This is a genomic window from Paenibacillus sanguinis 2301083 = DSM 16941 (genome assembly GCF_000374825.1).
Taxonomy (GTDB): domain Bacteria; phylum Bacillota; class Bacilli; order Paenibacillales; family Paenibacillaceae; genus Fontibacillus; species Fontibacillus sanguinis.
Window position 1 is genome coordinate 1 of record NZ_KB895409.1, and the last position, 12,885, is coordinate 12,885.

12 protein-coding genes are annotated in these 12,885 nt (G+C 49.2%); 4 read left to right on the forward strand and 8 right to left on the reverse strand.

Annotated features, from left to right (window positions below; all coding sequences use genetic code 11):
* Nucleotides 1–187 precede the first annotated feature (187 nt).
* The 3 genes from C557_RS0122595 to C557_RS0122605 all read right to left on the reverse strand — a co-directional run bounded on the left by C557_RS0122595 (nucleotide 188) and on the right by C557_RS0122605 (nucleotide 4,436).
* Nucleotides 188–913, reverse strand: a complete 726-nt coding sequence (locus C557_RS0122595) for a response regulator transcription factor (RefSeq protein WP_018754122.1) — start codon at nucleotides 911–913, stop codon at nucleotides 188–190.
* A 155-nt stretch (nucleotides 914–1,068) separates the two neighbouring features.
* Nucleotides 1,069–2,874, reverse strand: a complete 1,806-nt coding sequence (gene pnpS, locus C557_RS0122600; RefSeq protein WP_018754123.1) for a two-component system histidine kinase PnpS — start codon at nucleotides 2,872–2,874, stop codon at nucleotides 1,069–1,071.
* Between the two features lie 2 nt (nucleotides 2,875–2,876).
* Complete coding sequence (locus C557_RS0122605) at nucleotides 2,877–4,436, reverse strand: fumarate hydratase (protein WP_026263641.1); 1,560 nt, start codon at nucleotides 4,434–4,436, stop codon at nucleotides 2,877–2,879.
* Between the two features lie 220 nt (nucleotides 4,437–4,656).
* Here C557_RS0122605 and yfbR point away from each other — a divergent pair, with 220 nt between their 5' ends.
* A complete protein-coding gene (gene yfbR / locus C557_RS0122610) occupies nucleotides 4,657–5,277 on the forward strand; it encodes a 5'-deoxynucleotidase (protein WP_026263642.1) in 621 nt (206 codons plus the stop codon).
* 71 nt (nucleotides 5,278–5,348) lie between these two features.
* On the opposite strand, the gene C557_RS0122615 is transcribed toward yfbR, so the two are convergent.
* Complete coding sequence (locus C557_RS0122615) at nucleotides 5,349–6,218, reverse strand: SDR family oxidoreductase (protein WP_018754126.1); 870 nt, start codon at nucleotides 6,216–6,218, stop codon at nucleotides 5,349–5,351.
* A gap of 94 nt (nucleotides 6,219–6,312) precedes the next feature.
* Entirely contained in the window at nucleotides 6,313–7,194 is an 882-nt protein-coding gene (locus C557_RS0122620; RefSeq protein ID WP_018754127.1) for a glycosyltransferase family 2 protein, read from the reverse strand.
* Between the two features lie 163 nt (nucleotides 7,195–7,357).
* Between C557_RS0122620 and C557_RS0122625 the strand changes: the two genes are divergently transcribed.
* Nucleotides 7,358–7,714 (forward strand): helix-turn-helix domain-containing protein, encoded by a 357-nt coding sequence (locus tag C557_RS0122625; RefSeq protein ID WP_018754128.1) that lies wholly within the window; start codon nucleotides 7,358–7,360, stop codon nucleotides 7,712–7,714.
* 90 nt (nucleotides 7,715–7,804) lie between these two features.
* Here the strand turns inward: C557_RS0122625 and C557_RS0122630 are convergent, their stop codons facing one another.
* From C557_RS0122630 to C557_RS0122640, 3 genes are all read right to left on the reverse strand, one after another.
* A complete protein-coding gene (locus C557_RS0122630; protein ID WP_018754129.1) occupies nucleotides 7,805–8,230 on the reverse strand; it encodes a hypothetical protein in 426 nt (141 codons plus the stop codon).
* Nucleotides 8,231–8,371: 141 nt separating this feature from the next.
* Nucleotides 8,372–9,667 (reverse strand): NADP-dependent isocitrate dehydrogenase, encoded by a 1,296-nt coding sequence (icd, locus tag C557_RS0122635; protein WP_018754130.1) that lies wholly within the window; start codon nucleotides 9,665–9,667, stop codon nucleotides 8,372–8,374.
* 91 nt (nucleotides 9,668–9,758) lie between these two features.
* A complete protein-coding gene (locus tag C557_RS0122640; RefSeq protein WP_018754131.1) occupies nucleotides 9,759–10,871 on the reverse strand; it encodes a citrate/2-methylcitrate synthase in 1,113 nt (370 codons plus the stop codon).
* Nucleotides 10,872–11,216: 345 nt separating this feature from the next.
* Between C557_RS0122640 and ytvI the strand changes: the two genes are divergently transcribed.
* Nucleotides 11,217–12,335: a sporulation integral membrane protein YtvI gene (gene ytvI, locus C557_RS0122645; protein ID WP_018754132.1), complete on the forward strand. Its 1,119-nt coding sequence runs from the start codon at nucleotides 11,217–11,219 to the stop codon at nucleotides 12,333–12,335.
* A gap of 335 nt (nucleotides 12,336–12,670) precedes the next feature.
* Nucleotides 12,671–12,885: transposase (locus C557_RS0122650; RefSeq protein ID WP_018754133.1), on the forward strand; the 215-nt coding region annotated here is incomplete at its 3' end.

Sequence of the window (12,885 nt, forward strand, 5' to 3'; positions counted from 1 at the left end):
ACCGCCTCCAATTGGATTCGTGTACCTCAGGCCGTGCTTTTGCCTCCGGCTTCCTTCAGATTCCACCTCACGGTGGACACCCTTGCCCTTGGCTAACGGTAGGCGCTTGCCAGCCCCCGCTCGGGACTTTCACCCTAGAGATGACGCCCATGCTGGGCGTACAATAAAAAAGCGTCCATCATCATTGCTAAATGATGGGCGCTTTTTTCTTGTTAACAACCAGCTTGTAACCGACACCGCGAATAGAATCAATGTGGACCGACTGTGGATCAAGCTCCAGCTTCTTCCGCAACGAGCTTACATGCACATCGACTGTCCGTTGCCCGCCAATGTAGTCGAATCCCCATACAGCATTCATAAGGTCGTCCCGGGTCATGACTACCCCCGGCTTCCGGGCCAGGTACAACAAAACCTCAAATTCCTTTGGTCTTAGCGTAATGGCTTCACCGTTCAGAGTGACCTCATATTTCTCAGGAAATATAGTCAAGGCTCCGAGAGCAATTTGTGAGTTTTCCTGGTTGACCGGCTTCTCCCGTTCTTCCTGTCCGTTAGAGCGGCGAAGCACCGCGGCTACCCGAGCCAACAGTTCAGCTACGCCAAACGGCTTGGTGATATAATCGTCCGCACCGGATTTCAGCCCTTGTACAACCTCTTCCTCGGCATTTTTGGCCGTCAGAATAATGACCGGTGTACTTACCCCCTCGCTTCTCAGCTTGGACATAATTTCAAAACCATTCATTCCCGGCAGCATCAAATCGAGCAAAATCAAATCAAACTCCTGATGCAATGCGGTCTCATAACCGGCTTGTCCATGATCCTCTACGACAACTTCGTAGCCTTCGCCCGTCAAATTGTACGACAAAAGCCTGGATAACGTCGGTTCATCTTCTATAACCAGTAGACGCTGTGTCATAGTACCCCCCATTTGTTTGCGGTACAAGTTCATATTCATGAACCAATATCACTTGATGACAAGCTCAGCATATCACGGAATTGTTAACCCGGTGTAAATTTTTTTCAAAATCATTTTACATATGTTCAAATGTATCCCAAAGTTTGACTAAAGACCTATTCATGGTCATCATCTAAAGTGTGCATTAAGGGGAGTTCCAATACAAAGGTCGTTCCCTCTCCCACTTTGCTTTCTACCCGGATCATGCCATGGTGCAGTTCAACAAGGTGCTTGACGATGGATAACCCAAGCCCTGTCCCGCCCGATCCTCTGGACCGAGCCTTATCCACCCGGTAGAAGCGTTCAAATATTCGCGGCAAGTCCTTTTTCGGAATGCCAATTCCTGTATCGCTGACGATAAAGCGCACCTTCTCCTCGTCCCCATCACTTATAATTTCCGCCTGCACCCGTATTTTACCACCCTCCAGCGAGTAGCTGATCGCATTAGATAGCAAATTCATGAAGATTTGCCGTAGCCGATCCTCGTCTCCTTCAATGAACAAGTGCTCTGGCACATCATGCGACATAGTTATCAGCTTCTTCTTGGCTGCGGGAAGCAGCACCTCGTACACGCTGTCGAACAATTCCTTAAGCTGTACCGGGGCGTACTCCAGCGGTGTTCGCTTGGATTCAATCTTGGAGAGATCGAGGATATCTCCGATTAGCCGATTAAGCCGATCTCCTTCATCATAAATAATTTGCAGGAAAGAACGCGCCGTCTCCTCGTCCTTAACCCCACCGGCCAGCAAGGTCTCTGCAAACCCCTTGACCGCCGCAATCGGTGTCTTGAGCTCATGGGAGACATTGGCAACAAATTCGCTACGCATCCGCTCCAGCTTGCGAATTTCCGTTACATCCTGAAGCAGGAACAGCATCCCTCGATAATTGCCGTTATCCTCGAACATCGGCACACTGTCGAACAGCAATATTTTCTCCTCGGGATCATATACGGCGCGCTCCTCCTGTGCCGCTTCCTTATGCTCAATTCCCTCCTCCATGAATTTGGTAAATTCATAGTTACGCTTGATCTCTTGATACGGCTTCCCCAGAAGCTGACGACCACGCATATGCAGGATTCGCTCTGCTTCCCGATTGATCAAGGCAATCTTGCCAGAGTCATCGAGCATCAAGATTCCCCCGGTCATGTTAGCCAGTACACTCTGCATCAAATCCTCATTATCTCTAATCCGTTTGAGTTGTTGCTGCAAGCTATCGGCCATCCCGTTAATGACCTGCCCAAGCTGACCAATCTCATCGTTGCGATTCAGCTTCACCCGGGCATCGTAATCAAATTTGGATATACGGTGGGCTACACGAGTAATTTGCTCAAGCGGGCGGGTCAAGCCGGCAGCTACCCGGTAGCTGACCAGACCGGCAAGCAGAAACAATACAAGTAATCCACCTGACATCCATATCCAGCCCTTGGCCAGTCCTTGCTCAACCGTAGCCAGGCTCATGGAGAGCCTGATATATCCATCAAAGCCTTGGTCCGAGGATACCCGGCCAGCTACATATAGCATATTCTCACCGATGGTGTCGCTGTAACGAATAGAACTGCCAATCGCTCCATCCTTGGCCGACTCCACCTCTTGCCGATGAGCATGGTTATCCATTCGCTCGGGATCGACTCCGGAATCTCCCAGCACTGTGCCTTCCAGTGTAATAAAGGTCACTCGGGAATCTGTTAATTCCTTTAGCTTGGCTGCCTGCTCCTCATAGTAGGAATATGCATCCGGGTTCCCTTCCACCGGCACGAATGCAAAGGTCGCCTCCAGCAGGTTGATCTCACGGGCCATGTTCTCTTCCAGTGCCTGAATATGCGAGTCCTTAAACATCTGGGCCATGATCATGCCGGCCGCCAGCATGGATAAACCCAATAGCCCCATTAAAATCAGCGTTAGCCGGGTACGAAAAGTTTTCATCTCTATTTGAACACCGCTTCCTTAAATGTGGACAGCTTACTCAGGGAGTCCTTCTCTATGCCCTCATGCAAGCTGTCTCCGTGAGAATCCATTGTGACGATGGCGGCAAACCCGTCAACCTCCAAATGCCACATCGCTTCGGGCACGCCAAATTCCATAAAATGGGCGCCGTTCACCTTTTTGATGCACTCGGCATAATATTGCGCCGCGCCACCGATCGCATTCAAATATACACCACCATGCTCCTTAAGCGCAGCCAATGTCTTGAGACCCATTCCGCCCTTGCCGATAACGGCGCGGATACCGAATTTCTTCATAATATCGCCTTGGTAGGGTTCCTCACGAATACTGGTCGTAGGGCCCGCAGCCTTCACATGCCAGCCTTCCTCATCCTTCAGCATAACCGGCCCGCAATGATAAATAATCGCTCCGTTCAAATCTACCGGAGAATCATGCTCCATCAAGTGTTTATGAAGCGCATCTCGCCCTGTGTGCATCTCGCCCTTAATAATAACGACATCACCCACCCGCAATTGGCGAATCTGCTCTTCGCTCACCGGAGCTTGCAGGACGATTTCCCGGCTCGCAGAAGATGTCGGATCACTTGCAACATCCCCATCCATAGCTTGCGCCTCTGATGCAACTGAATCAATAGGAACCTCACTGCCCCGCTCATATAGCCATTCGCGAATCGCTCCGGTCGATGCGTCCAAAGTTACACCCTGGCGGCGGAAAGCCCAGCAGTTATAAGCAACGGACACGAAAAAACTGGCTGGAAGCCGGTGCATAACTCCAATTTTACAGCCAAGCAAGGTTACCTTGCCGCCGAAGCCCATCGTGCCGATGCCGAGTTGATTTGCCGCCTCCAGCACATACTTTTCCAGCCGGTTCAGGTCCGGGTTGGGATTGACATCATCCACCTTGCGAAACAATTGTTGCTTGGCCAGCTCGTAGCCTGTAGTCCGGTCGCCGCCGATGCCCACCCCCAGAAATCCGGCGCTGCATCCCTGGCCTTGGGCCTGATAGACCGCATGTAAAATGCACTTGCGAATCCCGTCCAGATCCCGGCCGGCCCGGCCTAATCCATCGAGCTCAGCAGGCAGGCTATATTGAATGTTCTTGTTCTCGCAGCCTCCACCTTTAAGAATAAGCCGCATTTCTACGTAACTCGCCTCCCACTGCTCAAAGTGGATCACCGGTGTACCCACCCCCAGATTATCTCCACTATTCTCACCAGTCAGAGAATCTACAGAGTTCGGCCGCAGCTTGCCTTCTTTGGTCGCTCTCTGAATGGCAGCGTGAATCCCCTTCTTCAATTCAAGCTGATTCATACCAACAGGGGTATGCACAACAAAGGTTGGCATTCCTGTATCCTGACATATCGGCGACACCTGATCTTCCGCCATCTTAATATTCCGTGCGATCGTCGACATGGCCAGTCCTGCTCGCGTTGCTTGGTTCTCCAGCGCTTGCCCCCGATTAACCGCGCGGCGAACATCTCCCGGCAAGTGAGTCGAAGTTTCCACAATTAATTGGTACGCGCTTTCCTCGAATTGCTGCATCATCCAAACAATCCCCTCTCTAATTTTCTCTTTAGCCCAATAAGCACATACTTGCGGCTTTTCATGAAATAGCCATATCGTCTTTGACAGATTTATAATAACATAAGAAGCAATGGGCGTTGACCCCTGTATCCAAATCTTATGGCTGAACCACTTTCCCGAACCACTTGTGATGATAAGCTGAGTTATCAAACAACTTTTAAAAAGCGAGGTAATCTCTTTGAGCTACCACTTCTCTGCCTACATGTACCGTCTACGCTCCATTTCACGATGGAGCTTGATGCGCAGCACCGCTCCAGACAATGTAGCCGAACATTCCTATCATGTCGCCCTGCTATCTCACCTCCTGTGTGAGATTGGCAACTCCCTGTTCGGTAAGCAGCTCAATGCCGAGCGTGCGGTGACCCTGGCCCTGTTCCATGATGCCACAGAGGTATTCACCGGTGATATTCCGACACCTGTAAAGCATCATAACCCCCGGCTCTTGGCCAACTTTCGCGAGATGGAGCAAATTGCTGCCGAGCGCCTGCTGGCCATGGTCCCTCCTGGGCTGCATCAGGCTTACGCTCCTTTGCTATCGCCCCATGAGCCTTCAGCAGCTTCTGCAGATGCCGGATTGATGATATACGTCAAGGCAGCCGATAGCCTGGATGCCTATCTTAAATGCGCTTGGGAGCTTACTGCCGGCAATCGGGAGTTCGCTGTGGCCAAGATGCAGCTTCTTGACAAGCTGAACCAGTTCAACCTTCCTGAGGTAGCTTATTTTCTGAAGCATCTCGCTCCAAGCTTTGAAATGACCCTGGACGAATTGTCAGAGACAGAACGTCACCTTGGTGGATAGAACTGCTGCCAACCATAAGAACCCCCGGCACCAATTTCATAGCCGGGGGTTCTGTATGGTCGGGCAGCTCACTAACCGTTAATGATTTCCCCGCCATTAATATGCAGCACTTGTCCGCTCATGTAAGAGGAATCCTCCGAGGCCAGGTACACATATGCGGGAGCAAGCTCTTCCGGTTGACCCGGACGCTTCATAGGGGTATTTCCCCCAAATTCGGCGACTTGCTGCTTATCGAATGTAGACGGAATTAACGGGGTCCAGATCGGGCCAGGGGCGACCGCATTTACGCGAATGCCCTTGCTTCCAACCAAATTCATGGACAAGGAGCGGGTGAAGCTGACGATGGCTCCTTTGGTTGCTGAATAGTCGAGCAGCTCCTCATGCCCTCTATAAGCGGTGACAGAGGCGGTATTAATGATGACACTCCCCTTTTTGAGATGGGACACTGCCGCTTGAGTCAGGTAGAACATAGAGAAGATGTTGGTCCGGAACGTCTTCTCTAGCTGCTCTGCCGTGATCGCGGTTATATCCTTCTGCGGATGCTGTTCGGCCGCATTATTCACCAAAATATCAAGGCGGCCCAGTTCCTTCACGGTTTGTTCCACGGCCTGGGCTGCAAACTTCTCATCTCCTATATCACCACTGATGAGCAAACATCTTCGCCCTTCCTCCTCAACTTCCCGTTTAACCGCCTCGGCATCGCCATGCTCACTCAGATAAACGATAGACACATCAGCCCCCTCTTTGGCATAAGCCACGGCCACTGCCTTGCCAATTCCACTATCGCCGCCGGTAATAAGCGCTACCTTGCCGTTCAGCTTGCCTGCGGCCTTGTAGGAGCCTTCAAATTCTGGGCTCGGATGCATATCCGATTCAATTCCGGGCTGCTGATTCTGGTGCTGGGGAGGCAACGTTTGCTTGTTTTGTTTACTTTCGGTCATACGAGTCATCCTCCTTGCAATTAAGGTATCGGTCGTCTCAAAACAACCTTACCCATAATAGGATGACCTGACCCCGCAACCTTATCCCTCACTGCTACGCTTCGATGGCAAATCGTTTATAAAACCAGACATCATCATGGATTCTCTTGTCGAAATAATTCTCACGCTGGGACTTGGTTCGCTCTCTCAGTTCCTGAAGTTCACTGGCCCAACCCGAAGGAGCTTCTTGCACCAATGACTCGCAAGCGGTAATCAGCGAAGCCCCGAAGTGCAAATAAGCCAATGTCAGCAAATCCTGCCCCCATTTCTCCCTGCTATCATCATAGGGGAAATTCTTGCGCAGCACCTGCATAAGCGTAACCTCCGGAACAAGCTGACATCTCCCCCCGAGCAACCAGGTTCGCAAAGAGAATTCAGCCGTCTCCATCTCTTTCCCAAAGAAACCGTCCTCCAGTCCCCCAAGCTCTTGATACTTGTCCCGACTGATCGCAAAGCATTCCCATGATAGCCAAGGAATCTCTCCCCGCTCTCCTTGCGGTGCCGGATATCGTCGAATCCCCCCAAGCACCCCTCCGATCTCCTGCGGCTCGATATACTGGGAGTGTTCGCTTCGCACAAATACCGGAGATACACTGTCGGCCTGTCCCGAGATCAAAGGAGCAAGCAGCCGCTCCATCCAGTGATCCTCGTAATATAAATGCGAGCCGCAGAAGATCAAATACTTCCCGCTGGCGTGAGCAACCCCCAAATGACGGGCCGAAATACCTGGCTCTCCCTTGATCCGCTTCACCGGATGGTCAAATCGGTAATTCATTAGAAAGTCACAGCATCCGTCCACCGAGCCCTCATCAACAATGATTACCTCGTAAGGCAATACGGTCTGAGAGACCTTCATTGACTCCATTGTGGTGTACAAGTCGATACCGTGATTTTTTACAGCAATAATAATCGATACATAATTAGATTTGGACGACATCATACTTCTCCTTATATTTGGATATATATATCATTCAAGTACAAAACAGTAAATCACATGATTCCATAATAACCCAATTCATACTTTCAGTAAAGAAAAACAAAACCTGTAGTTTATTATCTTTCCTTCGGCTTCTCACTAAGGTAAATACAGGAGGGGTGTTATGGACTACGAGGCATTGGGAAAAAGACTACGTCAGGAACGACATAAAATGCACTTGACCCAGGAAAAACTGGCTGAGCGAATCGAGGTTTCGGACGCCTATATTGGACAAATTGAACGGGGAGAACGCAGCTTGTCGTTAGAAACACTCATCAAGCTGGCCAATCAATTAGGGGTTACCGTTGATTACTTACTCCATGATTCTATTGAAATCAGCGATGACCATTTCTTAAACCAGATTCAACAAATTGTGATGGGCCGTTCGCCAAAAGAGAAACAGTTGGCTCTGGACATCATGAAGCTCATGTTCACCCATCTGGATGAATTGCAAAATGTGGAACAAGACCCTGCTACATAGGGCTTTGCTTGCTTGATAGCACGGCAAAAAAAACACAACCTGCAGGGGATACGCCTTGCAGGTCGTGTTCATTAATCAGCTTGCCTAAATTTAGATAATTGTACTGAACACCATAAAGAAGGAAATCAACAGGACGGTAACAGACAGCAACGCGCTTAGCGTACGAAGTTTGCCTTCCTCTGCCGCTACTGGCTTATTCTGGCGAATACCTTCCAGTATTAAGCGAAGCGGCTTGCCCATAATTCCACTGAAAGCCCCGATGGCCAGAAATAATACCACGATGACGATCATCCACGGCACCGAATAATCCCCTTTACCAATCAGGTATCCCCCGGTCAGCAGTTGAACCACCAGACCCATTTGGGCATATCTGTTCAGAGAACTGACAGCCGATACCGTTCCTTCTCGCGCAGCCAAAGGCAATTTGCCAATACGCCCAAATACGAACGGCAGGAACAAATAAAATCCTAATGCCAAAGCTCCGATGATGTGCAAGAAAATCATGACCTGATACATTAACACAGCCACCCTTTCAACGTCAATTAGATTTATTATAATCTATTATAGCTTTAGAAGGAAACAAAAGAAATTCATAGAAAAAATTCCTCCCCGACAAGTCAGGGAGGATTAATGTAAACGAAGTATCATTCTTGGTACTTACATATTTTTAATTACTTGATTAGCAAATTCTGAGCATTTCACTTCGGTTGCACCTTCCATTAGGCGAGCGAAATCATAAGTCACCGTTTTGTTGTTAATCGAGGTTTCCAGCCCTTTGTAAATCAGTTGGGCCGCTTCCTGCCATCCCAGATGCTCAAGCAACATAACACCAGACAAAATGACAGATCCCGGATTCACTACGTCCAAATCGGCGTATTTTGGCGCCGTGCCGTGTGTAGCTTCGAAGATTGCATGCCCGGTAACATAGTTGATGTTGGCTCCCGGTGCAATTCCGATGCCCCCCACCTGTGCAGCCAGTGCATCAGACAGATAGTCACCATTCAAATTCAAGGTCGCAATAACTTCAAAATCGGTTGGACGCGTTAATACTTGCTGCAGAGCAATATCCGCAATGGCGTCCTTCACGATGATTCTTCCGGCTGCTTCCGCTGCTTTCTGCGCTTCATTAGCCGCATCCGTACCGGATTGCTCCTTAATCCGGTCATACTCAGCCCAAGTAAATACCTTGTCGCCGAACTCGGCTTCTGCAACCTCGTAACCCCAGTTCTTGAAGGCCCCTTCGGTGAACTTCATAATATTGCCCTTGTGTACGAGTGTAACGCTCTTGCGTCCATGCTCAATCGCATATTCCACTGCTGCGCGCACCAAACGCTTCGAACCTTCCTCAGATACTGGCTTAATCCCGAGGCCGGATGTCTCAGGGAAGCGAATTTTCGTAACTCCCAGCTCATTTTGCAAGAAGGCCAGCAATTTCTTCACTTCATCGGAGCCTTCCTTGTATTCGATACCGGCATAAATGTCTTCCGTATTTTCGCGAAAAATAACCATATCCACAAGTTCAGGACGTTTCACCGGTGAAGGCACACCCTCGAAATAACGGACTGGGCGCAAGCATACGTACAAATCCAACTCCTGACGAAGCGCCACATTCAGCGAGCGAATACCGCCGCCGATCGGCGTAGTGAGGGGCCCCTTAATGGCTACAATATATTCGCGAATCGCTGTCAGCGTATCTGCCGGCAACCATTCCCCATATGTATTGAAGGCCTTCTCACCCGCAAAAACTTCATACCAGGCAATTTTCTTCTCACCGCCGTAGGCTTTTTCCACGGCGGCATCCAATACACGCTTCGCTGCTTTCCAAATATCACGGCCAGTACCGTCACCCTCGATGAAAGGAATCACCGGATGATTAGGTACATGCAATTTTCCATCCTGAATCTCAATCTTTTCGCCTTCTGTAGGAAGGGCGAACTTTTCCAATTTCAACATAATCGCGGTTTCCTCCTCATTCACACAATTTACTACGTCTCACGGTCTCCATTTTAACACAATATTCCTAGGAGATGCCGCAAATAGCTGCTTATCGAAGTTCGATAGGAATAAATCGCTGGTTGGTAACTCCTGTGTACTCAGCACGCGGACGAATGAGACGGTTATCCTCCAGTTGCTCCAGGATATGAGCCGTCCATCCCGATAAACGACTGATGGCAAAGATAGGGGTGAACAGATCACGCGGAATCCCCAGCAAGGTGTATACCGATGCCGAATAGAAATCCACATTGGGCTTAAGGCCCTTTTGGCTGGTTACAAGCTGCTCTACCTTAACGGAAATGTCATATAGAGTAGTATCACCCTTCATCAGGCTTAACTGACGGGACATTCTCTGCAAATGCTTTGCCCGTGGATCGCCCTGCTTGTAGACCCGGTGACCAAAGCCCATGATCTTCTCACGGTTTGCCAGCTTCTGCTTAATGTAAGGCTCGGCTTGCTCGAGAGTTCCAATTTCAGCGAGCATATTCATAACCGCTTCGTTCGCTCCACCATGCAGCGGCCCCTTCAAAGTACCAATCGCCGAAGTAACCCCCGAATAAATATCCGACAAGGTCGCAATGGTTACACGGGCGGAGAAGGTAGATGCATTCAGTTCATGATCCGCATGAAGAACAAGCGCCTGGTCCAAAGCACGAATAGCTACTTCATCCGGTTCCTCCCCGGTCAACATATACAGGAAATTGTGAGCAAGGGATACTCCTGAGAGCGGGTGCACCGGTTCTTTCCCTTCACGGATTCTGGCAAACGCCGCAATAATAGTAGGAATTTGAGTCTGAAGCTTGATGGCTTTCAGTTGATTGCTTGCCGGGGAGTTATCATTTGCGCTATCATCATACAACGCAAGCGCAGATACCGCAGTACGAAGCACAGCCATGGTATTGGCATCCGCCGGATACAATTTCATCTGCTCAAGCACCGCCTCCGGAACTGCAGCATAGTCGCTCAGCTGCTTGTGCAGTTGCTCAAGTTCAGATGCATTGGGCAATTTGCCATACCACAGCAAGTAGGCCGTTTCTTCAAAGCTTGCACGTTCTGCCAGATCATCAATATTGATGCCGCGATAAGCGAGTACGCCATCATAAATGGAGCTGATCGAAGAGCTTGCCGCAACAATGCCTTCCAGGCCTTTCGTAGCTGTCATGATACATCTCTCCTTTGTTAACAATTTGTGAGCAAACACACCCTTGAAAACATTTTCATTTTAGAGGAATAGAAGGCGTAAGGCCTACTTGCACGAGGCTCCTGAAAACGGAAGCAAGGCTATTAATGCTTACTTACCCATCATACTGGATTTGAAGAGGCATGGGAACCGCTAGAGTGGTGAGGCCTGCATCAAAATGTTTTATCACGATAATAAAAGAATTTTTTAAAAACAAGTGGGATATGCAATGAAATATGTCACATTATTTAAAAAATGTAAGAATGGAATACCCCCGGCGGACAAGTAATATCGTAGAAATAGGACTTAAAAAAGGAGTAATGCTCTGTGGATCACGTCATTGTCAAGCGTATCCTGCGCATCAGTTGGGTATGCGTCGTCCTTGCCGGAGCTATCGCCGCCATTTGTTGGCTCCTCCCTTTAATTTATCCATTTCTGATTGCCTGGCTGATCGCCTATGCGATGAATCCATTTGTTCTCTGGCTACAGCAGCATGCCAGATTGCCCAAATGGCTAGCGGTGACAGTGTCTCTCTGCGTTTGCTTCGGGAGCGCCCTCATCGTGCTCTCCGCCGCCTTAACCCGACTGGTTAAGGAGCTTATCCACCTTACGGAGTCCTTTGACCTTCGTATCGCCGAATGGCGTAGCCTGTTCATCTCCTGGACCCAAAGCGAGAGCATCCAATCCATTATGGCAGAGATCAATCGATTTATTGCCAACAATCCGGGATATGAAAATACCATTCACAAAAATATTGACAACACCGCTGAAAAGATAGGCATCTTCGTCTCTCGTCTGGTGAATTATATTCTGGAATTTATCGTCAGCTTGATCTCTTCCCTCCCCCATCTGGCTATGATTGTAGGGGTCGTTTTGCTAGCCACCTTCTTCATCAGCAACCATTGGGAGCGGAATATGCGCTTCCTCTCCACGGCTATTCCCGCTCCCTTTCGCAGCACAGCAGGTGAGATCTGGCGAGACTTGCAGCGGGCTCTATCCGGTTATCTGCATGCTCAATTCATTATGCTCTCTATCACAACCTTTATCGTGCTTATCGGATTAATCATTCTGGGCGTGGATTCGGCCTTTACCTATGCTCTGCTCATCGGACTGATCGATTTACTGCCTTATCTGGGACTGGGGACGATCATGATTCCCTGGCTCATTTACGCCTTCGCCTCGGGCGATATCACGCTTGGTATCGGACTGGCCATCCTGTACGGCGTAGTCCTAATTGTCCGGCAAGTCATCGAACCCAAAGTACTGGCCAGCAATGTCGGCCTGGAGGCTCTCCCTACCCTGATTGCCATGTTCATTGGCCTTAAGCTTCTTGGAGTTCTTGGCTTTATTGCCGGGCCGGTAACACTGGTGCTGCTAAGTGCAGCGGTGCGAGCCGGAGTGGTCAGAGATTTAAAAAACTATATCACTCACGGACGTTTACGGTGATTCCAATAAGTTCTTTATATAAAAAAGAAGCAGGGGAAGAAACGCACCGTTTCTGCCCTTGCTGCTTCATGTACTTATACGGAATGAACGCTCATCCCTTATATGGAACCAAGCATTCTTTACGCACCCTTTTCGCACTAACAGGAAATCCTCCCTATATTTCGGACTGTTTCCCATCAAATTGACCACTTAACGAGAAATCCTCCAGCTAATCTGACCGAATTAACGGAAACCGACCGATTCCGAGCCTCTGATAGGGAGCCTTAGAGCTAGAATAAAAAGTGGACACCTCGTTAAGAGAAAAAGATAATAAAACTAACTGAGGAGGTGTTCACGTGGGTGAGCAGCGGAATCGCTATAACGAAGAATTTAAAAGACAAACAGCTAAATATCTCCATGAACAGACGAAATCGGTGGAGGAAATCGCCTTAGAGATGGACATCCCAGCAAAGACGTTGCATGCCTGGAAAGCCAAATATCGCGAGTTCAAGAATGAGTCCATCTCCAGTGTGGAACGGCTTCGAGAATTAGAACAACTCTTAAAAGAGAA

Bases quoted from the DNA above. Each gene is read 5' to 3' on its own strand.
- C557_RS0122595 (WP_018754122.1), bottom strand. From the start codon at position 913: ATGACACAGCGTCTACTGGTTATAGAAGATGAACCGACGTTATCCAGG.
- pnpS (WP_018754123.1), bottom strand. From the start codon at position 2,874: ATGAAAACTTTTCGTACCCGGCTAACGCTGATTTTAATGGGGCTATTG.
- C557_RS0122605 (WP_026263641.1), bottom strand. From the start codon at position 4,436: ATGCAGCAATTCGAGGAAAGCGCGTACCAATTAATTGTGGAAACTTCG.
- C557_RS0122615 (WP_018754126.1), bottom strand. From the start codon at position 6,218: ATGACCGAAAGTAAACAAAACAAGCAAACGTTGCCTCCCCAGCACCAG.
- C557_RS0122620 (WP_018754127.1), bottom strand. From the start codon at position 7,194: ATGTCGTCCAAATCTAATTATGTATCGATTATTATTGCTGTAAAAAAT.
- C557_RS0122625 (WP_018754128.1), top strand. From the start codon at position 7,358: ATGGACTACGAGGCATTGGGAAAAAGACTACGTCAGGAACGACATAAA.
- C557_RS0122630 (WP_018754129.1), bottom strand. From the start codon at position 8,230: ATGTATCAGGTCATGATTTTCTTGCACATCATCGGAGCTTTGGCATTA.
- icd (WP_018754130.1), bottom strand. From the start codon at position 9,667: ATGTTGAAATTGGAAAAGTTCGCCCTTCCTACAGAAGGCGAAAAGATT.
- C557_RS0122640 (WP_018754131.1), bottom strand. From the start codon at position 10,871: ATGACAGCTACGAAAGGCCTGGAAGGCATTGTTGCGGCAAGCTCTTCG.